At 72.4% G+C, this 26370-nt stretch carries 24 protein-coding genes; 10 read left to right on the top strand and 14 right to left on the bottom strand.

Translation table 11 applies throughout. The annotated features are described in order from the left end of the window. Positions 1-160: 160 nt before the first annotated feature. Positions 161-337 carry a hypothetical protein gene (locus ACIQGV_RS08910; RefSeq protein WP_402492509.1) on the bottom strand — a complete coding sequence of 59 codons (177 nt, stop codon included), beginning with the start codon at positions 335-337 and terminating at the stop codon, positions 161-163. Between the two features lie 142 nt (positions 338-479). On the opposite strand from ACIQGV_RS08910, the gene ACIQGV_RS08905 reads away from it, so the two are divergent. After that, positions 480-962, top strand: coding sequence for a hypothetical protein (locus ACIQGV_RS08905; RefSeq protein ID WP_402492508.1), 483 nt, complete (start codon positions 480-482; stop codon positions 960-962). A 237-nt stretch (positions 963-1199) separates the two neighbouring features. Here the strand turns inward: ACIQGV_RS08905 and ACIQGV_RS08900 are convergent, their stop codons facing one another. The 4 genes from ACIQGV_RS08900 to ACIQGV_RS08885 form a co-directional block, all read right to left on the bottom strand. After that, the gene (locus ACIQGV_RS08900; protein WP_402492506.1) at positions 1200-2735 is read right to left on the bottom strand and encodes a CHAD domain-containing protein; all 1536 of its coding nucleotides are present in this window, start codon (positions 2733-2735) and stop codon (positions 1200-1202) included. Positions 2736-3173: 438 nt separating this feature from the next. Next, positions 3174-4586 carry a matrixin family metalloprotease gene (locus tag ACIQGV_RS08895; protein WP_402492504.1) on the bottom strand — a complete coding sequence of 471 codons (1413 nt, stop codon included), beginning with the start codon at positions 4584-4586 and terminating at the stop codon, positions 3174-3176. 569 nt (positions 4587-5155) lie between these two features. Continuing rightward, positions 5156-8386 carry a fused isobutyryl-CoA mutase/GTPase IcmF gene (gene icmF, locus ACIQGV_RS08890; RefSeq protein ID WP_402492502.1) on the bottom strand — a complete coding sequence of 1077 codons (3231 nt, stop codon included), beginning with the start codon at positions 8384-8386 and terminating at the stop codon, positions 5156-5158. 455 nt (positions 8387-8841) lie between these two features. Beyond that, positions 8842-9279, bottom strand: a complete 438-nt coding sequence (locus ACIQGV_RS08885) for a MarR family winged helix-turn-helix transcriptional regulator (protein ID WP_402492500.1) — start codon at positions 9277-9279, stop codon at positions 8842-8844. 163 nt (positions 9280-9442) lie between these two features. Between ACIQGV_RS08885 and ACIQGV_RS08880 the strand changes: the two genes are divergently transcribed. Both ACIQGV_RS08880 and ACIQGV_RS08875 read left to right on the top strand, forming a co-directional pair. Further along, complete coding sequence (locus ACIQGV_RS08880) at positions 9443-10951, top strand: MFS transporter (RefSeq protein WP_402492498.1); 1509 nt, start codon at positions 9443-9445, stop codon at positions 10949-10951. 101 nt (positions 10952-11052) lie between these two features. Beyond that, positions 11053-11844, top strand: coding sequence for a maleylpyruvate isomerase family mycothiol-dependent enzyme (locus tag ACIQGV_RS08875; RefSeq protein WP_402492496.1), 792 nt, complete (start codon positions 11053-11055; stop codon positions 11842-11844). 1 nt (position 11845) lies between these two features. Here the strand turns inward: ACIQGV_RS08875 and ACIQGV_RS08870 are convergent, their stop codons facing one another. The 8 genes from ACIQGV_RS08870 to ACIQGV_RS08835 form a co-directional block, all read right to left on the bottom strand. Continuing rightward, positions 11846-12124, bottom strand: a complete 279-nt coding sequence (locus ACIQGV_RS08870; protein ID WP_402492494.1) for a hypothetical protein — start codon at positions 12122-12124, stop codon at positions 11846-11848. Positions 12125-12191: 67 nt separating this feature from the next. Continuing rightward, entirely contained in the window at positions 12192-13463 is a 1272-nt protein-coding gene (locus tag ACIQGV_RS08865) for a metallophosphoesterase (RefSeq protein WP_402492492.1), read from the bottom strand. Between the two features lie 181 nt (positions 13464-13644). Continuing rightward, the gene (locus tag ACIQGV_RS08860) at positions 13645-13800 is read right to left on the bottom strand and encodes a DUF6131 family protein (RefSeq protein ID WP_402492490.1); all 156 of its coding nucleotides are present in this window, start codon (positions 13798-13800) and stop codon (positions 13645-13647) included. A 133-nt stretch (positions 13801-13933) separates the two neighbouring features. After that, on the bottom strand, positions 13934-14368 hold the full coding sequence (locus ACIQGV_RS08855; protein ID WP_402492488.1) for an ATP-binding protein: 435 nt from the start codon (positions 14366-14368) through the stop codon (positions 13934-13936). Further along, positions 14365-14970 (bottom strand): hypothetical protein, encoded by a 606-nt coding sequence (locus ACIQGV_RS08850; RefSeq protein WP_402492486.1) that lies wholly within the window; start codon positions 14968-14970, stop codon positions 14365-14367. The genes ACIQGV_RS08855 and ACIQGV_RS08850 overlap by 4 nt, the downstream gene beginning before the upstream one ends. A 281-nt stretch (positions 14971-15251) precedes the next feature. Further along, on the bottom strand, positions 15252-15554 hold the full coding sequence (locus ACIQGV_RS08845; RefSeq protein ID WP_402492484.1) for a protealysin inhibitor emfourin: 303 nt from the start codon (positions 15552-15554) through the stop codon (positions 15252-15254). A gap of 85 nt (positions 15555-15639) precedes the next feature. Further along, positions 15640-16851: a M4 family metallopeptidase gene (locus tag ACIQGV_RS08840; protein ID WP_402492482.1), complete on the bottom strand. Its 1212-nt coding sequence runs from the start codon at positions 16849-16851 to the stop codon at positions 15640-15642. 540 nt (positions 16852-17391) lie between these two features. Continuing rightward, complete coding sequence (locus ACIQGV_RS08835) at positions 17392-18384, bottom strand: phosphotransferase family protein (RefSeq protein WP_402492480.1); 993 nt, start codon at positions 18382-18384, stop codon at positions 17392-17394. 414 nt (positions 18385-18798) lie between these two features. On the opposite strand from ACIQGV_RS08835, the gene ACIQGV_RS08830 reads away from it, so the two are divergent. The 5 genes from ACIQGV_RS08830 to ACIQGV_RS08810 all read left to right on the top strand — a co-directional run bounded on the left by ACIQGV_RS08830 (position 18799) and on the right by ACIQGV_RS08810 (position 22764). Further along, positions 18799-19953: a tetratricopeptide repeat protein gene (locus ACIQGV_RS08830; RefSeq protein WP_402493178.1), complete on the top strand. Its 1155-nt coding sequence runs from the start codon at positions 18799-18801 to the stop codon at positions 19951-19953. Beyond that, complete coding sequence (locus ACIQGV_RS08825) at positions 19950-20981, top strand: polyprenyl synthetase family protein (protein ID WP_402492478.1); 1032 nt, start codon at positions 19950-19952, stop codon at positions 20979-20981. Before ACIQGV_RS08830 ends, ACIQGV_RS08825 begins: the two co-directional genes overlap by 4 nt. 113 nt (positions 20982-21094) lie before the next feature. Beyond that, positions 21095-21676 carry an RNA polymerase sigma factor gene (locus ACIQGV_RS08820; RefSeq protein ID WP_402492476.1) on the top strand — a complete coding sequence of 194 codons (582 nt, stop codon included), beginning with the start codon at positions 21095-21097 and terminating at the stop codon, positions 21674-21676. Next, complete coding sequence (locus tag ACIQGV_RS08815) at positions 21673-22263, top strand: hypothetical protein (RefSeq protein WP_402492474.1); 591 nt, start codon at positions 21673-21675, stop codon at positions 22261-22263. The genes ACIQGV_RS08820 and ACIQGV_RS08815 overlap by 4 nt, the downstream gene beginning before the upstream one ends. Before the next feature lie 54 nt (positions 22264-22317). Further along, the gene (locus tag ACIQGV_RS08810; RefSeq protein WP_402492472.1) at positions 22318-22764 is read left to right on the top strand and encodes a hypothetical protein; all 447 of its coding nucleotides are present in this window, start codon (positions 22318-22320) and stop codon (positions 22762-22764) included. On the opposite strand, the gene ACIQGV_RS08805 is transcribed toward ACIQGV_RS08810, so the two are convergent. After that, positions 22707-23906 (bottom strand): cysteine desulfurase-like protein, encoded by a 1200-nt coding sequence (locus tag ACIQGV_RS08805; protein WP_402492470.1) that lies wholly within the window; start codon positions 23904-23906, stop codon positions 22707-22709. The genes ACIQGV_RS08810 and ACIQGV_RS08805 overlap by 58 nt on opposite strands. A 108-nt stretch (positions 23907-24014) precedes the next feature. Here ACIQGV_RS08805 and ACIQGV_RS08800 point away from each other — a divergent pair, with 108 nt between their 5' ends. Continuing rightward, a complete protein-coding gene (locus ACIQGV_RS08800; protein WP_402492468.1) occupies positions 24015-24959 on the top strand; it encodes a LysR family transcriptional regulator in 945 nt (314 codons plus the stop codon). A 146-nt stretch (positions 24960-25105) separates the two neighbouring features. Then, complete coding sequence (locus tag ACIQGV_RS08795; RefSeq protein ID WP_402492466.1) at positions 25106-26347, top strand: NAD(P)/FAD-dependent oxidoreductase; 1242 nt, start codon at positions 25106-25108, stop codon at positions 26345-26347. The last annotated feature ends 23 nt before the right edge of the window (positions 26348-26370 follow it).

Genomic DNA, 26370 nt, shown 5'->3' with positions numbered 1-26370 from the left:
CAACCCCGGCGGCCCCCGGCGCCCGGGGGGCCGGGGGCCCGGGGGGGGGGGGGGCCCCGGGGGGGCCCCCGCGGGGGGGGGGCCCCGGGGCGGGGGGGGGGGCCCCGGGGGGGGGGCCCCCGCCCCGCTGGTCACGGCCGGCCCTCTCGGACCGGGAGCGTCACAGGACTTCGTCCTGGAACACCTGCATGCAGGCGAGGCAGTGCCGGTCCGTCGATTCACCTCCGTGGACATCCTCCTGCTTCGCCATTCCGCACATCGTCCAGCTCTTGTCCGCCACCAGGACGTGCCACACCCAGGATCCCGAGGCGTCGGCGCCCCGCCACATCTCGTGCATGATCAACTCCCTCCAGGTCGACGCGGAGGACGCTTTCATGGGAGCACGGCGCGCGCGGGAGGGCCTGTGGGGGCGTCCGGCCGGGTGACCCGTCGCGGATTCGGGCAGGATGAGGCTTACGGCCGACGGGGAGGGTTCTGGCGTGAGTTACGGACTGCAGGCAGTGATCGCGGGAGAGGAGCTGCTGCGTGCCGGGGCACGGGACGTTCCCGGTGCGAAGGTGGCATCTCTTCGTCAGGGCCTGTCGCTGATGCCGATCACGGACGAGGTCTTCGACGCCGTCACGGACGGGAGCACCGAGCGGGCTCTGGGTTTCTGGCGGCTGCCGGGAGGATTCGAGGAACTGCTCGCCCGGTGGTCGGCCGCCGGTCCGGTCGCCTATGTGGAGGCGGACTATTTCGGCGGTGTCGGCAGGCAGCGGGCCGCCGTCTGGGCCGGCGGGGCCCTGGTGCTGGGCCCGCTGGACGTTCCGGCAAAGAAACGGTTCTCCCGGACCGTCAGCCCGATCTCGCAGGCGCTTCGGCGGCTCGGCGCGAGAAGGAGTCTGGGCGAGGACGAGTTCGACGCCGTGGGGCTGGACCGGCACCGGGCCAACGAGCACTGGATCGCTTCCGGGAGCCGCTGAGTCCGGGCGGAACCGCCCCCGAGGCGCCCGGTCCGCGACGCGGTGCGTACTGCCGGCACCGAGCGGACGGTGCCCCGGTCGACGGCATCCCAGTCGACGGCATCCCGGTCGACGATGCCGCGGTCGACGGCGTCCACGCAGGCGGGAGTCCGCCCGTTCGACGGCGGAGTCCGGGGGCTCGCGCGACACTCGCCGACATCGCGCGGCGGACCGGCTCCGCGCCCCAGGCTCCGGCCGTCAGGGCCGGAGCCGCTTGCGCAGTACGGGCTTCGAGGCGCGCTTCCACACCGCCGGCAGTTCCCGCTCCCTGTCGGCCGCGACGGCCTCCTGCCTGCCGTACAGCAGACCCCAGGTGAAGCCGGTCTCACTCGCCGTCCGGGCCGCCACGGCGAGGTCCCTGATCGTGTCACGGGCCACCACGCTGTCCTGGTGGTCGCCGAGCACCCGCTGCACCGACTTGGCCCGTTTACCCAGACGCTTCGCCGGTTTACCGAGGGCAGGGCGGGCCACCTCCGCCGCATAGCGCACCTTCTTCGCCGCCTTGCGGGCCTCGTGCAGGGCCGTGTCACGCCGGGGTCCGGGCGACAGGGCCAGGGCGGTGGTCATGCGGTCGGCCAGGCGGTCGAACTCCTTGAGGACGGCCCTGGCCATGACCTTGTCCGCCTTCCTGCCGGCCCCGGCCCGCAGCGGAGGCCGCTCCACGAGCGCGGCGAGGGCGTCGAGCAGCGCCCGGTAGCGACGCGAGCCCAGAGCGTCCAGAGTGCGCTGGTGCGCTTCGCTCATGCCGGCGACGTCCCACACCTGCAGCCGTGCGGTCACGGGGCCGAGGACCAGTTCCCCGGGCAGGGCATCGACGCCGTGGGTGAGACGTTTCATCAGCACTTCGTGATCACGCTCGACGCCCAGTTCACCGCCCAGCCACTTCAGCTCGTCACGGACGGCGTCGGTGACCTCGCGGTCGAGGACGGACCGGTAGGAGCGCAGACAGCTGCGCAGACGACGGCACGCGACGCGCATCCTGTGCACCGCGTCGGGCCGGTCGCGCCGTACGGCCGGGTCGAGGGCGGTGAGGGCTTCCACCTGTTCTCGCAGATAGGCGAGAACAGGCTCGCCCGCCGGACCCGCCTCCCCCGCGGACCCGTCCGCCCCGGCGGCCGGGGCGGCCCCGGTCTCGGCGAGCGCCCGGGCGAACTTCGACGACGACCGCACGAGGACGAGCCCCTTCCCGCGCAGCTCCGCGTCCACGGCGTCCAGGAGCGCCGCGTCAGCGGTCTCCTCGGCCAGTTCCACCTCCACCTCCCGCCACGCCGTCCGTGCGCCCTTCGCGCGCAAGGACTCCGCGCGGACCGCGTCGACGCTCAGTTCCGCGCGGCGAGCGCCCTGCGCGTCCATGAGATGCCACACCTCCCGGTGGGTGCGGACGCGGACCACAGGGGTCAGCTCCGCTCCACGGGTGCGGGACATGCTCAGGTCGAGCATCGCGCCCGGGACGTCGTCGGCCGGGGCGGACCGGATCTCCTCCCGACTGTCGCCCGGCAGGGGCAGCTTGAGATGCCATCCCGCGTCGGATCCGCCGCTCCTGCGACGCAGTGTCACCGAGGAACCGTGCAGGCGAAGGTCCTCGGTGTCGTAGTAGACCGCATCCAGTTCTCGCGCGCTCGGGCCGACGACCGACCTGACGCCGTCCACCCGCTCCAGCTCGGACAGCCAGGAGAAATCGGCTGAGGAAGGGACCTCGTACTTTCGCTCTGTCTCACGCATCGACCTGACCATGATGTACAGGTAGGCCCGACCCGCCGATCAAAACACCGCCCGGCGAAGACGCCCTTCTCCGTCCCGCCGCGCCCGCCCCGGGCCGAGCGCGGCGGAGAGCCCCTGCCGCGGCTCCCGCACCCGGCCGGGGACCCCCTCCGGGACAGGTGCGGTACCGCTCCTGTCCCTCGGCCGTACTCTCGTCACCGCCGGACGGGGCGAGCCGGACTGGGGGCGCCTCCGGGGTCGCCGAACGGGGCGGATCCCGTCGGCGGGCCGCGCGTCCTCGGGGTGGTGCGTCAGCACGGACGGCGGCCCCTGCCACGCGCCGCCGTGGACGCTGCCGGCCCGGACGACGGCCATGCGCAGGGCGATGACGGCAACCGGGCGGCGGGCCCGGCCGTCGTGCAGTGTGAGGGCCGGGCCCGCCGTCCGTGAGCGTGGGGCGATCCGTCCGGATCAGCCGGTCGTGTCCGGGCGGTCGAAGGTCTGCGTCAGGTGGGACACGGGCGTCCTGCTCGCCGCGGTCTCGACCTTCATGTCCGCCGCCAGGTCGACGGAGATGCAGTCGGTGGGGAGGGTGTAGGTGGTGTTCGGCTCGTCGCTCCAGACCCAGCCCAGATGGCCGGACCACGAGGTCCAGGCGCCGTCGGGCCGGGTGCACTTCACCGAGCCGCTGATCGACCATTCCACCGGCAGGCGCACTCCGGAGAGGGTCCAGCGCGGCGGGGTCATCACCAGGCTGCCGGTGGCGAAGTCGAAGCCGGCCGACGCCGCCGACGCCTCGACGGCCTTGGGCAGGGTGAAGGAGACCCGCGGGCCCGCCTTGGTGCTGATCGGGTTGGTCGTGGTGACCTGGACGGTGACCTTGACCGGGGTGGCGGGATCCACCTCCCGTGCCTCGGACAGCAGGCGGCTGAGCGACACCGAGACGCTGGTGGCCGTGGTGGGTCCGAGGTTCAGGGAGGAGCCGTCCGGGAGGCTGAGCGTGGTCCGGTAGGTGGGGCGGCCCGACGTGGCGGACGCCGCGGGCCAGGACACCTTGAACGTGGTGCCGGACAGGGCCGGGACAGGGGTGACCGGGGAGGCGTCGTTCAGGCAGCCGGCCGTTCTGCCGAGCTTCTGGAAGCCCGTGCGGTCTCCGGGGCTGAGCCTGGTCACGCCCAGGATCACCGGGTACATGACGGAACCCTTGTAGTTCACGTGGTCGAGGCCGAAGACGTGCCCGAGTTCGTGGAGGTACAGGCTGCTGCGCTTGGCGGCGGTCATCTTCACGACGTGGTTCTTGTCGAAGACCGCCGCACCCGCGTAACCGCGCAGGATCCGGTAGTTGTCGGGGACGCTCTGCAACGCGAACCCGCCCATGCCCGCGGTGCTGCCGCCGGGCAGCATCCGGGACTTGCCCTTGCCCGTGCCGGGAGTCGCGAACGCGAGCACGACCGAGGCACGCGAGGAGCCCACGTCGTCAGTGCGCTGCGGGATCGTGGTGGTCGTGCCGGCGTACTCGATGCGGGCTCCGCCCAGAGCGCTCGCGATCACCGCGGCCGCGGCCTTGACCCGGGTGAGTTCGGCGGACGGCATGCCGTTGAGGTTCACCTTGTAGGTCAGCCTGGCGCAGGGGTTCCAGCGTCCCGGAGGGTTGCCGGGAATCAGGAAACGGTAGGCGGAGCTCGGTGCGGTGACCTGGGGCGCGACGCCCTCCCTCGGCGTGGCGATCCGCACGCGCGGTACGTCGATGCCATGGATGCCGGCGACCGGAACGGGCCGGTGGGCCGGCGCGGTGGCCGCGGTCGCGGGCGCGGACGGCACCAGCAGGCCGGCCGCGGTGGCCGCGCTGAGTCCCGCCAGGGACAGGACGCGTATCAGGCGCATCGTGGGCGATCTCCTTGCATGGGAGGCCACAGATGAGTGGCAGTTACAACGATTTGGCGGGCGATCGGCCCGCGGCACTCCCGTGCGGAGGCACCGGCGGGCTGCCCGGCGATCGCACACCGGGCCTCCACATGTGATCAATCTGTGAAGGCGATCTTCATATCATGATCACGTGCGCGCGAGAAGTGGTCTGACCAGGAGAAACAGGCCGTGCTCGGCCGCCATCGCCCGGCACACCGCTCGACGTGTCGAGCGGTGTGCCGGGCGGGCGGGCCCCGGCGGACAAGGTCCTCGGGACCGAGGCGTCACGGGCACACCGGACTGCGCGAACGGTTCGCGGCCGGCCGGGGAAGACCAAGTCCCGGCGGACCGGCGCCCCTTGCGGTCAGGGTGACGCGGCGGATTCGCTGCCCGGAACGACTCGGGTCCGGCGGCTCGGCCGGCATCCGGACCGGGCCGCGGCGTGCGGATCGAGCTCGTCGGCGCATACGTCAGAGCGCCCCGGGGTACGGTGCCGGCTTCTCCTGTCGGCCCGTGTCCCCGGGGCGCCCCGTACGGGTGCCGCCGGATCAGACGTTGCGGCGGTACTGGCCTCCGACCTCGAAGAACGCGTCGGTCACCTGCTGGAGGGAGCAGACCCGCGCGGCGTCCATGAGGACCGCGAAGACGTTGCGGCCCTCCATGGCCGCGCTCTTGAGGGCCGCCAGGGCCTCGTGCGCGGGCTCCTGGTGGGCGGACTGGTAGCCGTGGACGCGGTCCAGCTGGGACTGCTTCTCCGCCTCGGTGGCGCGGGCCAGCTCGATGACACCCGGTTCGGCGGTGTCGGCATTCGGGTTGCGGAAGGTGTTGACGCCGATGAGCGGCAGGGTGCCGTCGTGCTTGCGCTGCTCGTACAGCATCGACTCGTCCTGGATCCGGCCGCGCTGGTAGCCGGTCTCCATGGCGCCGAGCACGCCGCCCCGTTCGCTGATCCGCTCGAACTCGGTGAGCACGGCCGCCTCGACCAGGTCGGTGAGCTCGTCGATGATGTACGAACCCTGGAGGGGGTTCTCGTTCATCGCCAGGCCCCACTCCCGGTTGATGATCAGCTGGATGGCGAGGGCGCGCCGGACGGACTCCTCCGTCGGGGTCGTGACCGCCTCGTCGTAGGCGTTGGTGTGCAGGCTGTTGCAGTTGTCGTAGATGGCGATGAGGGCCTGGAGCGTGGTGCGGATGTCGTTGAAGTCCATCTCCTGGGCGTGCAGGGAGCGGCCCGAGGTCTGGACGTGGTACTTGAGCTTCTGGGAGCGCTCGTTGGCCCCGTACTTCTCCTTCATGGCGACGGCCCAGATGCGCCGGGCGACCCGGCCGAGGACGGAGTACTCGGGGTCCATGCCGTTGGAGAAGAAGAACGACAGGTTCGGCGCGAAGTCGTCGATGTCCATGCCGCGCGCCAGGTACGCCTCGACGTAGGTGAAGCCGTTGGCGAGGGTGAAGGCGAGCTGGCTGATGGGGTTCGCGCCGGCCTCGGCGATGTGGTAGCCGGAGATGGACACCGAGTAGAAGTTGCGGACCTGGTTCTGGATGAACCACTCCTGGACGTCGGCCATCATGCGCAGCGAGAACTCGGTGGAGAACAGGCAGGTGTTCTGGCCCTGGTCCTCCTTGAGGATGTCGGCCTGCACCGTGCCGCGCACGCCGGCGAGGGCCCTGGCTCGCAGCCCGGCCGCCTCCTCTGCGGTCGGCTCGCGGTCCTCGGCGGCGCGGAAGGCGTCGAGCTGCTGGTCGATGGCGGTGTTGAGGAAGAACGCCAGGACGGTCGGGGCGGGCCCGTTGATGGTCATGGAGACCGAGGTGGTCGGGGCGACCAGGTCGAAGCCGTCGAAGAGGGCCTTCATGTCGTCGAGGGTGGCGACGGAGACGCCGGAGGTGCCGACCTTGCCGTAGATGTCGGGGCGCTCGTCGGGGTCGCGCCCGTAGAGGGTGACCGAGTCGAACGCGGTGGACAGGCGGGTCGCGGGCTGGCCCTCGGACAGCAGCCGGAAGCGGCGGTTGGTGCGGAACGGGTCGCCCTCGCCGGCGAACATGCGCGCCGGGTCCTCGCCGTCCCGCTTGAACGGGAACACGCCCGCGGTGAAGGGGAAGTGGCCGGGCAGGTTCTCGCCGCGCCAGAACCGCACGAGTTCGCCGTGGTCGGCGTAGCGGGGCAGGGCGACACGGGGGATCTTGTTGCCGGAGAGGGACTCGCGCACGAGCTTGGTGCGGATCTCCTTGTCGCGGACCTTCACGACGAGTTCGTCCTGGGCGTACGCCTCGACGACGGCGGGCCAGCCCTCGATCTGCTCGGTGACCTCGTGCGGGAGGGCACGGCGGGCGCCGTCGAGCAGGGACTCCACGCCGCTGTCGTCGGAGCCGGCCTCGACGAGTTCGTCGCGGACGGCGGCGAGGCGCTGGACGCGGCGGGCGGCCTCGGCCAGGACGAGGGTCTCCGAGTGGTACTTGCGGACGGTCTCGGTGATCTCGGCGAGGTAGCGGACCCGGTCGGAGGGCACGACCTGGCGGATGCCGGAGGAGTGCCGGACGTCGACCGCGGGCAGGGTGCCCTCGGACAGCGGCAGGCCCTTCTCGCCGAGCAGGGACCTGAGGTGCTGGTAGAGCGCGGTGACGCCGTCGTCGTTGAAGGTGGCCGCGGAGGTGCCGTAGACCGGCATCTGCTCGGGGCGCATGCCGAACGCCTCGCGGTTGCGGATGAGCTGGCGGGCGACGTCGCGCATGGCGTCGAGGGCGCCGCGCCGCTCGAACTTGTTGATCGCCACCACGTCGGCGAAGTCGAGCATGTCGATCTTCTCGAGCTGGGAGGCGGCACCGAACTCGGGCGTCATCACGTACAGGCTGGTGTCGACGAACGGCACGATGGCCGCGTCGCCCTGGCCGATGCCGGGGGTCTCGACGACGACCAGGTCGAAGCCGGCGGCCTTCACGACGTCGATCACGTCGGCCAGGTGCTCGGGCACCTCGCGGCTGCCGCGGGTGGCCAGGCTGCGGAAGAACACCTGACCGCCGTCGAGGGAGTTCATGCGGATGCGGTCGCCGAGCAGCGCGCCGCCGCCCCGGCGGCGGGTCGGGTCGACGGCGATCACGGCGATGCGCAGCTTGTCCTGCTGGTCGACGCGGAACCGGCGGACGAGTTCGTCGGTGAGCGAGGACTTGCCGGAGCCACCGGTGCCGGTGATGCCCAGGACGGGCACCTGCCGTGCCGCGCCGGCGGCGCGCAGCTCGTCGAGGAACGAGGCGGGCAGCTTGCCCAGCTCGGCCCCGGTGACGGCGCGGGCGACGGCGAACCGGTCGCCGGCGAGGACGGCGGCCGCCTCGGCGGGCTTGGTGTCCCACAGGTCGAAGTCGCAGTCGGCGACCACCGAGTTGACCATGCCGGCGAGGCCCATGCGCTGACCGTCCTCGGGCGAGAAGATCGTCACTCCGCTCGCGCGCAGCCGGGAGATCTCCTCGGGCACGATGACGCCTCCGCCACCACCGACGACCCGGACGTGGTCCGCGCCCTGGGCGCGCAGCGACTCCACCAGGTACTCGAAGTACTCCACGTGTCCGCCCTGGTAGGACGAGACCGCGACGCCGTGCGCGTCCTCCTCGAGCGCCGCGTCGACGACCTCCTTCACCGACCGGTTGTGCCCGAGATGGATCACCTCGACGCCCTGGGACTGGAAGATCCGCCGCATGATGTTGATCGAGGCGTCGTGGCCGTCGAACAGGGCCGACGCGGTGACCAGGCGAACGGGATGCACGGGGCGGTGCAGATCACTCATGGGGCCCTCCGGACCAGACACTGGAGCTGTAGCTACGAGAGATACTAGGACGTCCTACTAAATGACAAGAGGTCACCCCGGTGTGACCAGGAGCACAACAACGGCGCGGGATTCCGCCGGACCGCGCGGTTCCGCCCCGGCCGACCCTACGGCCGACGCCGGGGCGACCCGGGCAGCGCAACACCGGAGTCCCGGAACGCACCACGCGCTCCGGCACCCGGGGATCCGCGCCGGGGCGCGGGCGGACCCGGCTCCCCGGCGCCGCCCGCCGGGACCGGTCGGCGCCGCGCACGTCCGTGCGGGGAGGGCGGCACCTCGGACACCGCTTCGGCCGCGGACACGCGGGCACCCCCGCGGGTGACGCGGATCAGGGGTGACGGCCGGAACACGCCCGCGGGCCGCGGCGGGCCGCGCTCAGCGCGGCCCGAAGGTGAGCGCGGGAGTCGAGGGCCGGCTCAGACGGAAGCGGGCCGGGCGACGAAGGCACGCTCCAGGAGGGCGTAGAGGGTGTCCCGCTCCTCGCCGTCGAGCCTGTCCAGCCCGGCGCGGGTGGTGTGCATCTTCCCGCGGATCACGTCGATGACGTGTTCGCCCTCGGCGGTGAGGACGACGTTCTTGACGCGCCGGTCGGTGGGGCTGGGCTCGCGCCGCACCAGACCACGCTTCTCCAGCCGGTCGACGATCCCCGTCATGTTGGAGGCGTCGCAGGTCAGGACGGCCGCGAGGACGCGCATGGCGGCGGGCCCCCGGCGCAGCACATTGAGCGTCTTGCCCTGGCTGGCCGTGAGGTTCTCGCTCGCCGCGGCCGCCGTGAAGTCGCCGTAGTAGGCGGCGAGCGACACCGAGAGCAGCTCCATGAGCCGAGCCGTGTCGACACCGCTGGTTCCTGTCATACCGGTCACCCTACGCCCGGAAGCTTGACCATCTCAAGTATTGAGGTCTAACGTCAGGGCGATTACTTGAGGTTCTCAAGCATATCGATTCTCAAGGATCGCTGTTCTCAAGCATTGCCGTTCTCAAGCTTCGCGGTTCTCACACAGTTAGGGCAGAGCTTCCGTGTCTCACTCCCACCCCGCGGCGTCGTCCAGGTCCTCCGGGCACACCGGGATCGTCCTGGTGCTCGGGCTCGCCGCCATGGTCGTCTCGATGATGCAGACCCTGGTCGTCCCGATCCTGGGAATCATCCAGAGCGATCTGAAGGCCACCACGGCGAACGTCAGCTGGGTGACCACGGCCACGCTGCTGTCGGCAGCCGTGTTCACCCCGCTGCTCGGCCGCTTCGGTGACCAGCACGGGAAGAAGCCCACGCTCGTCGGTGTGCTGCTCGTGATGATCGCCGGTTCGGTGCTCGCCGCCACCACCACCTCCCTGACCTGGCTGATCATCGGGCGGGTGATGCAGGGCGCGGCGACCGCGATCTTCCCGCTCGCCCTCTCCGTGCTGCGCGAGGAGATCAGGCCGGAAAAGCTGCATGGAGCGATGGCCCTGGTCAGCGGCACGCTCGCGTTCGGCAGCGGGCTCGCCCTGGTCGGTGCGGGCCTCCTCACCCAGGGTTCCGACCCCGACTACCACAGGGTCTTCTGGCTGGCGGCCGCGCTCGCCGTGGTGGCGCTGGCGGGTGTGCTGTTCGTGGTGCCCGCCTCCCGCGCGAAGACGGGGGGCCGCACGGACTGGCTGGGCGCGCTGACCCTCGGGATGCTGCTGGTGCTTCTGCTGCTGCCCATCTCGCAGGGGCACGAGTGGGGCTGGACGTCCGGCCGTACCCTCGGCTCCTTCGCCGGCGCGGTCGTCATGACGGGCGTGTGGGTGCTCACCGAGAGCCGGGTCAAGGAGCCGATGGTGGACATGAAGATGTTCGTCCACCGGTCCGTCCTGTTCACCAACCTGGCGGGGCTGCTGCTGGGATTCGCGATGTTCACCCACTTCATCGGCGTCTCGTACCTGGTGCAGATGCCGGAGGACCTCGTCGGTTACGGCTTCGGCGCGTCGGTGCTCGCCGCGTCGGTCGTCTATCTGCTGCCGACCACGCTCGTCTCCCTCGTGGGCGCCCAGTTCGGCGGTGTGCTGGTGGGCAGGCTCGGCGCCCGCGTCACGCTGACCGCGGGCGCCTGCTTCGGGGTGCTCGGCTTCACCTGGCTGACCGCCGCGCACGACACCAGTGCCTCGGTCATCGGCGCGGGCATGCTCATCGGTCTGGCGATCAGCTTCGGTTACGCCTCGATGCCCGCGCTCATCGTCGCCAGTGTCCCGGCCGAGCAGACCGGCATCGCCAACGGCATCAACTCCATCTCCCGCTCCGTCGGCAGCGCCGTCGCGAGCGCCGTGATCACCTCGCTCCTGGCGTCGAAGACCGTCGCGCTGCCCGCCGGGATGCCCGCCCTCCCCCAGGAGGGCCAGTTCACCCTGAGCTTCGCCATCGCCGGAGCGGCGTTCGTCCTGGTCGCCGCCGTCGCCCTCGTCGGGCTCAGGAAGGCGCAGGTCTCCCGTACTCCCGCGCCGCGGAAGGCCGCCGTGTCCGAGCCCGCGGAACACGCGCAGACCGAGCCGCAGGCCGAGCCCGTGTGACCGGGCCGGCTGTTCGAACCCCGACCGGGGCGAGGCGGTCCGTACACACCGGTACGGACCGCCTCGCCCGCGGAATCCGCCACCAGCAGAAGGGCACACCCATGATGAATTCCCCGGACCGCAGCGGCGGACCGGCTCCGGTCGACCACCGCGCGGCGATCGCGGCGGAGACCGCCCGGTTCGTCGCGACGCTCAGGAACGCCGACCTGACGACTCCGGTGCCCACCTGCCCCGGCTGGACACTGGCCGATCTGGTCAGGCACACCGGCAGCGTCCAGCGCTGGTTCTCGGCGCTCCTGCACGCACGTGTCCAGGAACCTCCGCGAAGCCGTGAGGTGGACCTGGATCTCCCGGACCGGCAGGACGGATACGCCGACTGGCTGGCCGAGAGCGCGATCGTGGCCGGGAACGCCTTCGCGGCCACCGATCCCGGCCTGCCCATGTGGGCCTGGGGCGTCGACCAGCACGCCCGCTTCTGGGCACGCCGGATGCTCTTCGAGACCCTGCTGCACCGGGTCGACGCCGATCTGGCGCTCGGTCTGCGGCCCGTGATCGACCGGCCGGCGGCGGTCGACGGGATCGACGAGTTCCTCGTCAACCTGCCCTTCGCCGCCTTCTTCGCGCCCAAGGTCGCCGGCCTGCGCGGTCCCGGCCGCACCGTCCGTTTCCGGGCGACCGACGGCGACGGCGACTGGCTCGTCCGCCTGCGGCCCGACGGCTTCGGCCTCGACACGGCTTCCTCGGCGGCCGAGGAGGCCGACGCGACCGTCCGGGGAACCGCGGCCGATCTGCTGCTGCTCGTCTACGGCCGTCTGCGCCTCGACGCGGAGGCCGTCGCGCACGACGGGGACAAGGACCTGCTGGCCCTCTGGTTCGCCAACTCCGCGTTCTGAGTCAGTGCCGGTCGGGCGGGTCGGCACGGGTCCGGAGGAGCTGTCGGCAGTGGTGCACGTACCGCTCGGCCTCCCGCACGGCGGACGGGACGTCGTCGAAAGGCGCTGCCGCACGAGCGGGTGGCGGCGCGGCCCCGGCCGCGCCCCCCGGTGTGCGCCGGCGGCGCGGCGCGTGGGCGGCCCGTCCCCGGACGCCGTGGAGGACGGCCGCCCGGCCGATCAGGACGGCGGCGACGAGTGCTGCGGCAGCCAGTGCGGCGGCTGTGTGCTGGTCGGACATGGTTCTGATGCGCTTCCGTGCGGAGGGGACGGGGCGGGCTGGATCGAGGTCCCCCGAAAAGCGGATGTCACGCCTGCGGGGAGGCGAGTTCCACGACGGTGATGTCCGACGGGGCCCCGACCCGGACGGGCGGGCCCCAGGCACCCGCACCGCGTGTCACGTACAACTGCGTGTCGCCGTAACGGTCCAGACCGGCGACGGTCGGGTTGGTCAGCTCCGCGACGAGGTTCCCGGGCCACAGCTGGCCTCCGTGGGTGTGGCCGGAGAGCTGCAGGTCGACCCCGAACCTGACGGCCTCGTGGACCATGACCGGCTGATGGGCCAGAAGCACGGTGGCCCGGGACGGGTCCCGGTCGCCGAGCGCCCGGTCGTAGTCGGGGGCGTCGTGATGGTCCTCGCCGGTGATGTCGTTGACGCCGGCGAGGACGAAGCCGGGCATGCCGACGTGCTCGTTGCGCAGGGGGTGGACACCGAGCTCGCGCACGCGGTCCACCCACTCCTCGACACCCGAGTAGTACTCGTGGTTTCCCGTGACGAAGTACGAGCCGTCCCGCGCCCGGAGCCCGGCGAGCGGTTCCGCGGCAGCGCCGAGGTCACGCACCGAACCGTCGACGAGATCGCCGACCACGGCCACCAGATCCGGCTGTGCGGCGTTGACGGCGTCGACGATCCGCCGGGTGTGCGCACGGCCCAGGACGGGGCCGAGGTGGATGTCGCCGACGAGGGCGATGCGGTAGCCGTGGGCGCTGCGGGGCAGTTTGGCGAGCGGCACGGTGATCCGCTCGACCCTCGGCCCCCGCAGCACGCCGTGCATACCGGTGCCGACCGTACCGACCGCGGCGGCCGCCGCCGCGCCGCCCACCACCCGGGAGACGAACAGCCGGCGGCTCACGTCGGGGCGCCGGACGGGCTCCGCGGCGGTGGACGGTTCCTCGATGACGGCGGCGGGTTCCTCCGTCGCGGCGGACGGTCCCTGCTCGGCGGTACCGGCGTCGGCGGCCGGGGACCGCGGGCCCTCACGGCCGCTCGCACGGCGTTCCAGAGCCCGCAGCAGCAGCGGCCGGGCCGCCTCGCCCACCAGCAGGGCCAGCACCAGGTAGAGCAGAAGGGCCAGCCAGAGGTATCCGGGCCAGGCCAGGATCTGCTGGAGCCGGAACGGGGCGCCGGCCTGGCCCGCGACCAGGGCCCCGAGCGACACCAGGCAGAGCACGGCGACGGCGGCACCCGCCCGTCGGGCCGCACGGGACCGGGTCGTCATGTCCCGCACCAGCCGGCGCCATACGTACCAGTGCGCCCCGGAGAACAGAACGACGATCACCGCAGCCACGACCACCAGCACGACTCTGTCCTCATTCCGCGCACGACGCCCGCGAGGTACGTGTCTCAGGCGCACGTCCGCGGGAGATGAGGCGGACGAGCCTCATCTCCCGCGAGTCTGCAGCGGAAGGCCGGCGTGAGGCAGAGAAACCTTTTCCTGGTACCGGCGCCACCAGGCTGTCCCTGCCCCGGGAACCCGCCGGTCAGTAGTAGTGCTTGCGTCCGGCGACCGCGTGTCCCATGGAGCCCATGACCCACAGGACGGCGCCGACGACCGCCAGGATGAGGCCGATCGTCCACAGGATCGACACGCCCGTGAGGAATCCGATGATGAGCAGGATGACGCCGATGAGAAGCATGACAGCCTGGCCTTTCTCCTGGTCGGCCGCCGACGGACCTCGCTGACAGCAGTGCCCGCGACGGGAGGTGCACGAGCACCTGTGCACCGACTTCCCCGATCCGCCCGGACGACGCATGGTGGGCGGCTGTCACTCATACGGTCGTACCGGAGGACAGGACGGCCCACACGGTGTGACCCGTGCTGTCGTGCCGGTGGCCCCACTCGCCCGTGAGGGCGTCGATCAGCAGCAGTCCGCGGCCTCCCTCGCCGAAGGCGAAGGAGGGATGTCTCCAGTGAGCCCGTACCAGGTCGGCGTCGAAGCCGTGTCCCGCGTCCGTGACCTGGATCCTCAGCACCGGGTGGCCGGCCCGCTCACGCAGCGCGAGCGCGACCCCCACGGGTCCCCTCCCGTGGCCCAGCGCGTTGACCGACAGCTCACCGACGACGAGTACGGCGTCATCGGCGAGACGGCCCAGGCCCCACCGGCCCATCTGCTCGCGGACGTCGTGCCGTACGGCGCGGAGACTGCCGGCCGACGTGACGGCGAACATCACATCTGCGTACATGACGGTGTCTGGGCACATCATGGCGTGCCACCTTTCCGAACCCACTCCTTTCTTCGGCCGCGCAGCCGGGGACGGATGCACCCGTCGCGCCGGCCGAGCCGCAGGGCGAGCCGGCCGAGGAGGATCCGGACGCCGATGTCGCCCTCGTCGCCGCCGGCGAGCAGCGTCACCGTGCGGCCGGCCGGGTACCGGGAGGCGACGCCGTCCGAGCCCTGGTGGTGCCGGGTGTCCCAGCGGCTGACGGCGGGCCTGGTGCCCTGGAGCTGCCGGTACCGGTTCATGAAGCACCAGCCCGCGTCGGGTCCGAGGCCCTCGGCGGTGCGGCGCAGGGTGTTCCCGAGCAGCCCCGGGTCGGTGCAGATGCCCATGGCGGCGGAGTCCACGTCGTCACGGGCGAACTCCGCCCAGTGCTTGACCATGGCTCCGGGCACACCCTCGGACTCGCCGTCGCCCGGGCCGTACTCCTCGATCACCACCGGCCGCGGGGAGATGCCGAGTTCCCGTTCGAGGGGCCGGTGGAAGCGGGTGAGGCTCTCGGGCACGCCGCCGGGGCCGGGGCTGTGCCGGCCGATGACGTCCGGGAGGGTGCCGGTGTTCCTGGCGTCGACCAGGAAGGACCGCATCCGCGGCTGCCGGTCGGGGGACGGCGGCTGGAAGCGGCGGGCGCCGATTCGCGGTTTCCCTACGTTTCCACCGGTAAAAACCGGTAAAAAGAGAGGCTGTTTCGCGCCATGGCTCCATAGGCATCGACATGCGCCGACACCACACGGGCCCGAGGCCCGACCACCGACGCGCGCGGCGGCCGGCGGGCGCGGCAGGCGCGACGACCGGCGCGCGCGGCGCGGTCCGTGAGGCGCGGCGCCTCACGGACCGGGAACGGGGCGAGAGCCCCCGGGGCGCTCCCCTAGGGCGCGAAGTACTGCTCCAGCCGGCTGAGCAAGGCCGCGAACGCCGGTGTCATGGTCGTGTCCGACCGGGTGAGAACCGTGGAGCGACCGCCGTCCTCGACCGTGATCGTGTAGCTCATCGCGTCGCGGGCACGGCCCGGCCCCTGCTCCTCCCCCGCCTCCGCGGAGGCTTCCGCGACGAGCCGGGCCAGCTCCGCCGCGGCGGCCTCGGGCAGGTCGTCGCTGTCCAGCACCCGGGGCGGGAGGCCGAGATTGACCGCGGCCGCCTGCCCGCCGTGTTCCGCCAAGGTCACCTTCATCGTGCGCGTTCTCCTGACAGGCCGGACGGTTCGCCTCTTCGGCCCGGCGATCGTGCGGGGACGGGCCCGCGCCCTGTGCCGGTGGTCACCTGCGCGCCTTCAGCGAGGCCATCTCCTTGGCCAGCCCTGACATCTGGGTGTTCAGCACATCGACCTTCTTCGTCAGGGCCGCCACGCCGTCCCCTTGTTCCCCGTCGCCGTTCCAGCGGGGCGAGAAGCTGCGCGTACGGGCGACGCCGACCGGGACCCCGCTGATGTGGATGCCCACGTCCTGCCACGCCGCCAGCACCGCCGTCTGCTCCGTGCTGCCGGAACCGTACAGCTCTTCGGCCTTCCGGTAGGTGGTGTCGGCGAACTCCTGGAACTGGGTCTCCTGGCCCGACGCCTTCAGCGACTCGTACCAGATGAGCCCGGCGGCCTTCCACGCGTATCCGCCGATGCGCACCGCCGTGAGGTAGAAGGCCTTGTTGGGGATGCCGGAGTTGATGTGCACGCCGCCGTAGTCCCCCTCCTCCGTGTTCGGCAGATGCACGTAGTCGTTCATGTGGTCCGGCTGAGGGTCCTTGCCGTAGGGGATGTTGTCGTACGCCTCTCCCGGGGACTTCATCGACCTCAGAGCGTCCGCGCCGATCCCCGGGGTGAAGATCTCGGCCCCGATCAGCCAGTTCGCCGCCTCGGCCGACTGGTTCAGCGACCACTGCTCGACCAGTGACCCGAAGACGTCCGACATCGACTCGTTCAGGGCTCCGGGCTGATCGTGGTAGGAGAACCCGGCGGTGAAGTCGGTGACTCCGTGGGCCAGCTCGTGGGCGATCACGGTGAGCGATCCGGTGAAGTCGCTGAACTTCCTTCCGTCTCCGTCACCGAAGACCATCTGCCGTCCGTCCCAGAAGGCGTTGTTGTACTTCACGCCGAAGTGGATGTATCCGTCCAGACGCATCCCCCGGTCGTTGAGCGAATTGCGCCGGAACACCTGCTGGTAGAAGTCGCGGGTGGCCCCGAGGCCCTCGAACGCCCGGTTGGCGGACGCGTCGGACGCCTCCGGCCCGTCCTCCGACCTCACGATCTCGGCGAGGGGCAGGAATCTGGTCCTGTTGCAGTCGAAGACGGTCCGTCGGCCGTTGCCGGGGACGGCGGCGCCGGCGAGGGACGCCCAGACCGTTCGTTCGCCCCGCATCCGCGTCGTGGTCAGCAGGGTGTCGAGGGCGGCTTGGCGCACCTCACTGTCATCGCTCTTCAGGAGCTGGTGCAGGAGATGCGGGGGGAGGATGCAACTGACGCGGCCGGTCCTGTTCATGAGGTGCCTCCTGCGCAAGAGGAGCAGCGGCGTTTTCCGCACGTTCGAGGTCGGGGAGCCGGGCCGTGGCCGGACGTTCCGGGCCCGGCACGGCCCGCCCCCGGGAACCGCGGGCCTTCGTGTCCGGCGGCTCGCGGCGGTGTCCCTCCGCGGAAGACCTCGGGCAGCGCCTCCGGGGCCGCCCGGGCGAGCGGGACCGACGGTTCCGGACAGTCGTTCAGATCTCCCGGGATCACGAGGAGAGGGGATCCCGGGCCCGAACGGATCGGGTGGATACGTGGCCGGGCCGAAGGGACGGGAGGTGTGCACCGTGAAGAGGCTGCGCCCTGTGCGTCGGTGCCCACCGGCCCCCTTTGTCCAGCAGCAGGCCCACGCGTGTGTCTCCAGTCTCCCGCCGCCCGCAGCGGCTGGCAAACGCAGCGCGAACCACGCCCCGGCCGCTCCGACTTGGCACACCCGCCCCTGTCGCACGGAGCACCGGCCGCCCTGACCGTGCGTGTCCGCGGCGGCCGGAGCGGCGTGCTCCCCTGTCCCGGTGAGCTATCCCGACGAACGAAGTGCCGTGATGCTCTCGGCGAGGGTCCGGCGGCACATGGCGAGATGTTCGGCGCCGTAGCCGCGCGGACCGCACTCGACGACGAGCAGCAGCCCGAAGTAGAGCCGGTAGAGGGCCAGACGGTGCCGGAGGGCGTCGGTGAAGTCGAGGCTGCCGCCCGCTTCGGTGTACCCGGCCGCGAAGTCGCCGGCCGGGCCCGTGTCGCCGCCGAAGGCCAGGGAGACCAGTTCGGCGGCCGGGTCCGCCCACAACGCACGCTCGTGGTCGATGATTCCGGTGATGCGGGCGGGCCCGGCCCCGCCGGGGAGATCGATGAAGATGTTGCCCGGCCACAGGTCGAAGTGGACCAGCCGGGGCTCGGTGACCTCGTCCAGCGCGTACGCGCCGTCGGCGACCAGCTCCCGGACCGCGCCGGGGGTGACGCCGATCGGAGAGCCCCAGCGTGCGGCGTCCTCCAGAAGAGCCTCCACCATGGCGCCGAAAGCCGTTCGCCAGTCGGCGGCGGAGAGCGACGACTCCTTTGCCGGGTAGCCGAACCGGCCGTCGTCGGGGGCCAGCGTGTGCAGGCGCGCGGTGATCCCGCCCAGCTCCCGGCGCAGTGCCGACGCGCGGTCCGGGGAGAGCCGGCCGGCCGCCTTGTCCCAGGGCGTGCCGCCGAGGACCGACAGGACCAGGAGTTCCTCCCCGGCATGCAGCAGGGCGGGGGCCGGTACGCCCGGGCCCGGCAGGCCGGCGATCCGGTGGTAGACCATCGCCTCGGTCGCCATGATGCCCTGCTCGTAGCGCAGCACGGCGGCGTCGGCGGGCGGGGCGAGCTTCACTATCGCGGGGCGTCCGTCGTCGAGACGTACGCGGTACGCGGTGTTGAACCAGCCGTCGGTCAGCTCTCCCTCGACCCGGCATCCCGTGCCCATGGACGCGTGCAGCAGCGCGCCGAGTTCGTCCGGGGACATGCTGCGCTTGGTACGGCTCTGCATGGAGGCACTCTCAGGACGGCCGGCGATGGAAGCGCTCCCATGATGCCGGGAAGTCACCTCCCCGTCCAGGGATCAAGGGCGCGACGGCCGGGCGGACCCGCCGTACGCCGGTGCACGTCGGCACGGATGCCGGGGTGGCGCGCGGCTCCGCGAGCGGCGGGGCGGGCCGGCGGGGCAACCCCGCAAGGAGGCGGCGCCACTGACGCACCCTCACGTGATCTGCGCCTCACGGGCAACCCGGTCCGCACGGACGGCGTCTTGACCGACAGCAGGCGACGCCCTGACCCCTGGGCCAGGGCGTCTTTTCCGACGCACTAGACACACCGTGTATACACAATATGTATACATCTCGCGTATACATGCCCTGTATACGCGCGGTGTCGGCCCGGTGTGCAGCACGACCGAAAGGCATCGATGTACGGCAAGGCATTCGCCCCGGAGTACCAGGGCGCACTCACCTCCCTGTCCGTCAACTCCTCGCTGACCGACGTACTGGCCGCCGGAACCGAGCGGTTGAGAGCGGCGGAGCGGGACGGGCAGCCCGGCGAGGCGGCGCGTTCCGGGCTCGCGGTGGCCGAGGCGCACCGCAGGCTGGGCCGTGTCGAGGAGGCCGAGCAGGCGTGGAAGGCGAGTTACCGCGCGGCGCGCGAGGCCGGGGACGTGGCGGCGATGGCCTGGGCGCTGTGGAGCGGGGGCACCCTGGCCCGGCAGCGCGGGGCTCTCGCCCTGGCCCGGCGACTGCTCGGGCTCGCGGCCGACCTCGGCGAGCGTGGCGGCGACGTCGTCGTCCGCGGCTACTCGCTGGCGGGGCTGGCCGAGACCGGCCGCATCCAGGGCGACTACGAGGCCGTGGGCAGGCTGCACGAGCAGCTGCTGGCCGAGGCACGGCGACGCGGCGAGGCGCGGCACACGGTGTGGGCCCTGGAGGGCATCGCGCAGATGCACCGCAACACCGGCGGCTACGACACCGCGTACGACCTGTTCGAGGAGGCGGCGCGGATAGCCGAGGGGGCCGACGACCGGCGCGGCCACGCCTGGGCGCTGCGCGGACTCGCCGACGTGGTGTCCGTGCGCGACGGGGACGCCGAGCGCGCGCTGGCCCTGCTGTCCGAGGCCGAGACGACGTGCCGGGAGATGAAGCTGTCCAGCGCTCTGGCCTACAACCACAAGATGCGCGGCAACGTGCTGTACCGCGCCGGGCGGTACGCCGAGGCCCGCGCGCTGTACGAGCAGGCGCTGGCCGAGTTCCGTGCCATGCGCGAGCCGCGTGGGGAGGCCCTGTCACGGCTGGGACTGGCCAAGTCCCTGGCCCGGCTGGGCCGCGACCGCGCGGAGACCGCCGCCGAACTCGCCGACCTGGCGTCGACACTGGACCGCATCGGCCTCCGGCACGCCCGGGAGATGGTCGCGCGGGCGCAGGAGGAGTTCGGTGCGGGGCCGGACGGGGACCGGGCGGGGGACACGGACGCGGGCACGGATCCAGCTCCGGGCACAGGTGCAGGTACGTGCGCGGACGCCGGTGCGGATGCCGCTGCCGGCCCTCACTCCCCCGCGGAGGTCGCGCGGTGACGGCGGCCTCCTTCACGGCGTCGGCCGACGCTCCCGCCGTCCTGGACCGCTGCCGGACACTGGTGCGGCCCGCGCTGGCCGCGGCCGTCGCACGGCTGCACCCCTGGGTCGGCGAGATGGCCGCCTATTCGTTCGGCTGGTGCGAGGCGGGCGGTGCACCGGGTGTCGCGCAGGGGGCCGCGCCGGGCGGCAAGGGCGTACGGCAGGCGCTGGCCGTGCTGGGGGCCGAGGCGGCGGGTGCGCCCGGGCGGGCCGGAGTGGCGGCCGCCGTCGCGGTGGAACTGGTGCACGCCTTCTCCCTGCTGCACGACGACATCATGGACGGCGACGCCACCCGGCGCGGGCGTCCGGCCGTGTGGAAGGCATACGGCACCGGATCCGCGGTCCTCGCCGGAGACGCCCTGTTCGCCCTGGCCGTCGAGACGCTCGCCGCGGAGCCGGCCGGTCCCGGCGCGGTGCGGACCCTGTCCGCGGCATTGCGCGACCTGGTGTGCGGGCAGGCCGACGACCTGCTGTTCGCCGCGCGTCCGTGGACCGGGCCGGAGAGAGTGACGCCCGGGGAGTACCGGGTCATGGCCGAGCACAAGACCGGGGCGCTGCTGGGCTGTTCCGCCGCGCTGGGCGCGCTGCTCGGCGGTGCGGACCCCGGGACGGCCGCCGCACTGGACCGGGCGGGGCGTCATCTCGGGGTCGCCTTCCAGATCGCCGACGACGTGCTGGGGATCTGGGGCGATCCCGCCGTCACCGGAAAGCCCGTCCACGGTGACCTGCGGGAGCGCAAGAAGACCTTCCCGGTGCTGGTGGCTCTCGGCACGCCCGCGGCCGGCCGCCTCGCTCCCCTGCTGGACACCGACCCCCAGGGGGCCGCGGCACTGATCGAGGAGGCGGGCGGACGGTCGGCGGCCCTGGCCGAGGCACGGCGGCACCTCACGGCCGCGGAAACGGCACTCGCGGGGGTGCCGCTGCGGGCGACGACGGCCGACGAGCTGCGCTCTCTGATCGCCTTCCTGGTGAACCGGGAAGTGTGACGCGGCGCGGGCCGTCGCGAGCGGGTCCCGTCGCCCCGGGGTTCCGCGCCGGGTCGGGCTGAAAGAGCCGGGCCAGGCTGAAAGAAACGTGAGGGGTGCGGACAGGAAGGGGCGTGGAAGCGATCCAGGAACAGGAGCCTGCCCGGACACGGGAGAGGCGGTACGAGGCATTGGCGCGCGTGGTGGCGGCGCCGTTGCACCGCTATCTGCTGCGGCGGGCGGAGGCCGGGCAGGTCGACGACGTGCTCGCCGAGACGATGCTGGTGCTCTGGCGCCGTCTGGACGAGATGCCCGGCATGCCGGAGGGGGCCGCGCCGGGGGCGGACGACGTGCTGCCGTGGTGCTACGGCGTCGCCCGGGGCTGCCTGGCCAACGCCCGCCGGGCGGAGCGCCGTCGGCTGCGTCTGGTGGAACGGCTGACCCGGGCCGCGTCACCTTCCCCTCCGGCCGACCCGGGCGATCACGGGGAGCTGCACGACGCTCTCGGCACGCTGGGCGAGACCGACCGTGAGGTGGTGCTGCTGTGGGCGTGGGAGGAACTGAAGCCCCGTGCCATAGCCGAGGTGACCGGGCTGAGCCCCAACGCGGTGAGCATCCGCCTGCACCGGGCCAAGAAGAAACTGGCTGCGGCTCTGGAACGAAAGAACGGCGGGCCCGCCGGACAGGCAATGGGTGAAGGAAGGAGCGACCGGTGAACGAGGACGAACTGCTCGCGCGGCTCCGGGCCGCCGACCCGGCACTGGTGCACGAGGCTCCTGCGCCCGACGTCGACAGGCTCCTGGAGGCCACCATGACCACCTCGCACGTTCCCGCCGGACCCCGCGTCCGGCAGCCGATCCGGCGACCCCGCCTGCTGGCCGCCGCGGCGGCCGCGGTCCTGGCCGCGGCAGGACTCGCCGCCTGGCAGGCGGCGAGCGGGTCCCCCGGCTCCGCCCCGTCCGCCGCGCCGCTCGTCCTGACCGTCTCGGACACCGGCGGCGGCACGAAGTGCGCGGCGCCCACCGTCGGCCTCCTGCGCACCAGCACCACCGCGTTCGAGGGCACGGTCACGTCCGTCGCCGACGGACAGGTCACCCTGCGGGTGGAGCACTGGTACCGCGGGGAGGACGTCACCACCGTGACGCTGCGGCAGGCGCGGGAGACGGAGAGCGGCACGTTCACGGCCGGCGACAGCTACCTGGTCGCCGCCAGGGACGGCAGGGTCGAGATGTGCGGCGGGACCACCTGGGCGGAGCCGCAGATGCGTGACCTGTACCGGGAGGCGTTCCCGCCGCAGCGATGACCCGGAACGCCGGATCGATCGCCCCCTTCAGGGCCCGGCAGAGCGCGGCGTCCGGTGCCGGGCGCGACACCTGGGAGGCCGCCGACGAGGTCGCCCCGCCCGGGGCGCACGACCGCAACCGCCCCCGCCCACCGGCTGTGCGCGCTGGGCACGGTGCCTCCCGAGCCGGGCTCGGACCGGGCTCAGTCCGGGCTCAGTCCGGGCTCAGTCCGGGCCCGCGAGGGCGGCGGCGCGATCGCGGCCGAGGTGCGGCAGCCGCCGGCCGAGGGACGGGGCACACCGCTCGCGGACCTGCCCCGTCCCATGGCCCTCGACAGCGTGGAGCTCACGGACGGCACCTTCGTGCCCGGCCTCCTCCGCGAGCCCGGTGCCCTCGGCGGAGTCCGCGGGATCACCTCGTCCGGAGGCCGGCGCGCCGCCCGCCTCGCTTCCGCCAGCGCCGGTCAGACGAAGGAGGCGAGCCCGTCGAGGAAGCGGTCCACGTCCTCGGAGGAGTTGTAGGGGGCCAGTCCCGCGCGCAGGGCGGGGTCACGGAGCTTCAGCGCGGCGAAGGGTTCGTGGGCGTAGAACGACCCGGCCGGCGCCACCACGTCGCGCGCGGCCAGATGCACCTGGGCCTCGTGGGCGTCGCGGTCTTCGAGGGTCATCAGCAGGGTCGGGGTGCGGTCGGGGGCCTTCGAGTGCAGGGTGACGGCGTCGCCCAGGGACTCCAGGCCCTCCTGGAGCCGTGTGCGCAGTGCCAGTTCATGCGTGTGCACGGACTCCAGCGAGCGCGTCAGGCGCTCCCTGCGCGAGGTCCCGGTGCCCGGGTCCAGCGCGGCGAGGAAGTCGACGGCGGCGGTGGCGCCCGCGAGGATCTCGTACGGCAGCGTGCCGAACTCGAAACGCTCCGGCACGGCGTCGGAGGACGGCAGCAGCTTGTCCGGGCGCAGGGTCTCCAGGAACTCGGGGGCCGCCGTGAGAACCCCGCAGTGCGGTCCGAGGAACTTGTACGGCGAGCAGACGAACAGATCGGCCCCGAGCGCGGGCACGTCCACGAGATGGTGCGCGGCGTAGTGGACGCCGTCCACGTACACCAGGGCACCGGCCTCGTGCGCCCGGTCGGCGATCCGGCGCACGGGCGGCTTGGTGCCCAGCACGTTCGAGGCCGCCGTGACGGCGACCAGCCGGACCCGGGAGGTCAGGGCCCGCTCGTACGACGCGAGGTCGAGCTCCATGGTCTCCGGGTCGATCTCGATCCAGCGGACCGTCACTCCGGCCCGCTCGGCCGCCTGGATCCAGGGGCGGACGTTGGCGTCGTGGTCGAGGCGGCTGAGGACGATCTCGTCGCCCGGGTTCCAGCCCTTGGCCAGGTGGCGGGAGAAGTCGTACGTCAGCTGAGTGGCGCTGCGGCCGTGGACGACGCCGTTCGCGGGCATGTTCAGCAGATCGGCGTAGGCGGCGCGGAAGTCCGCGACGGCGCGTTCGGCGTTGAGCTCGGACCGGCTGACGGTCCCCCGGTTGGACAGCGGGGCGGTCATCGCCGCGGCGACGGCGTCCGCGACGGGCCGGGGGGTCTGCGTTCCGCCCGGCCCGTCGAAGAAGGCGAGGCCGGAGGCGAGGGAGGGGAAGTGCGCCCGCAGGGCGGCGAGGTCGAGGGCCATGGTCTCGGCTTTCTGTCGGGCGGGGTCTCCCGGGTCGTGGTGCCTTTACTCTGGCGTCCGCCTCGCTGCACGTAAAGCGACGGATCTTGAAGAGAGAGTTCAGGGATCATGAAGCCCCAGCCCGATCTGAAGCTCCTGGCCACCTTCCTGGCCGTGGCGCGCCACGGTTCCATGGCCGAGGCCGCGGCGGAACTCGGCTACGTGCCCTCGGCGGTGTCCCAGCACATCGCCGCGCTCGAACGCGAGACGGGCGTCGAGCTGATCGTCCGGCGCCCCGGCAGCAGGCTGGTCTTCACCGCGGCCGGCCGCTCCCTCGCCCGGGCGGCCAGGACGCTCTTCGACGCGACCGCGCGCTTCCAGGACACCGCGCACGGCATCGCGAACCGCGAGATCGCGGAACTGCGGGTGGGGACCTACCCCAGCGCGATGACCTACCTGCTGCCTCAGGTCCTGTCGGCCCTGAGGATCCGGCGCCCGGGGCCCCGTGCCCGTCTCGTCGTGGTGGAGACCGACGAGGGCGTGCCGAGGGTCACCTCGGGCGACATCGACCTGCTCGTCGCCTACCGCTATCTCCCCGAGGACCCGCCCGCCCCGTCCGAGGCACTCGCGATCACGGTCCTGGGGCGTGAACCGCTGCTCCTCGTCGCGGGCGCCGACCCCGGGCGAGGCCGTCCCGTGGAGCTGGCCGAGTGCCTGGAGCGGGAGTGGGTCTCGGGCCATGCGCACAGCCCCGACCGGCGGCAGTTGCACCGCTGGGCCGGAGAACTGGGCATCGCGCTCCAGGTGACGCTGGAGACCGAGGACCTGCACAGCATGCTCGCCATGATCAGGGCGGGCCTCGCGGTCGGACTGATCCCGGCCACGCTGCTCGGGCAGGGACACGGCTCCGGTGTCGAGCAGGTCGTCCTGCCGCCCGGGGTCGCGCCGCTCCACCGGGAGATCCTCGCCGTCAGCAGATCCGGCCCCCACCCTCCGGTCGTCGACGACCTGGTCACGCTCCTGGCCGAAGCCGTGGAGGACGCGCAGAGGCCGGAGGGCTTCGACGCCGGGTGATCACACGGCGGCCGCATGACGCGACGGGGCGGAGCGTCAGGACTAGCGTGGAAGCGAACGGGGACGAACCGACACGGCACCACGGACGGGACGCCTTCTCCCGTCCGGCCGAGGGGCCCCGGCGGTGCCGGACGGCAGGTGACGCCATGATGAGCACGGCCGGTTCGGCCGGCGCCGAGAACCATGACCACGACGTCGTCGTCGTCGGAGCGCGCTGCGCGGGCGCGCCGACCGCGATGCTGCTCGCCCGGTACGGACACCAGGTCCTCGTCGTCGACCGGGCCACGTTCCCGAGCGACACGATCTCCACCCACCTCATCCATCCTCCCGGCCTGGCGGCCCTGGACCGGTGGGGACTGCTGGAGAGGGTGGTGGACACCGGGTGTCCGCCCATCGACACCTACAGATTCGACCTGGGGCCGTTCGCCCTCACCGGGTCCCCGGCGGGCGAGGGTTTCGAGGCGGCCTACGCACCACGCCGTACGGTGCTGGACAAGCTCCTGGTCGATGCCGCGGCCGAGTCCGGTGCCGAGGTGCGCGAGGGGTTCACCGTCGAGGAGATCCTGTTCGACGGTGACACGGTGACAGGGATCAGGGGCCACGGCCGGGACGGCGGGTCGTCCGTCCATCGTGCCCGGATCGTGGTGGGTGCGGACGGCCTCCACTCCTCGGTCGCCAGGGCGACGGACCCGGTCGCCTACGCGGAGAAGCCGAAGATCAACGCGTACTACTACACGTACTGGGCGGGACTGCCCATGCGGGGCATGTTCGAGACGTACAACCGCGAGGACCGCGCCTTCGCCGCCTGGCCCACCAACGACGACCTGACCCTGGTCGTCTGCGGCTGGCCCATGCGCGACTTCGAGACCAACCGCTCCGACGTCGCCGGCAACTACCACGCCACGCTGAGCCGGGTACCGGACTTCGCCGAACGCGTCTCCACCGCCGCACAGGCCGAACGGTTCGTCGGAACAGCCGTGGCCAACCACTTCCACAAGCCCTACGGCCCCGGCTGGGTCCTGGTCGGCGACGCCGGATACCTCAAGGACCCCATCACCGCGCAGGGCATCCAGGACGCCTTCCGGGACGCGGAACGCTGTGCCCGCGCCGTCGACGACGTACTGACCGGGCGCCGGCTGTTCGACGAGGCCATGCACTCCGCCCAGGAGGCGAGGGACGCCGAGGTCATGGGCATGTACGAGTTCACGGCCCAGTTCGCCGTGCTGGAACCACCACCGCCCGAGGTGCTGCAACTGCTGGTCGCGACGTCCCGGAGCCCTGCCGCCCAGGACGAGTTCGTCAGAGTGACCGCGGGGGTGACGCCGCCCGAGGAGTTCTTCGCGCACATGCAGGCGCGGATGGCGGGCGAGGCACCCGCGCCTTCCTGATCCCCGGACCGCGACCCGGTCGG

Origin of the sequence: Streptomyces sp. NPDC093094, from assembly GCF_044754345.1 — a bacterium.
GTDB lineage: Bacteria > Actinomycetota > Actinomycetes > Streptomycetales > Streptomycetaceae > Streptomyces.
This window is presented reverse-complemented; position numbering and strand designations above follow the sequence as displayed.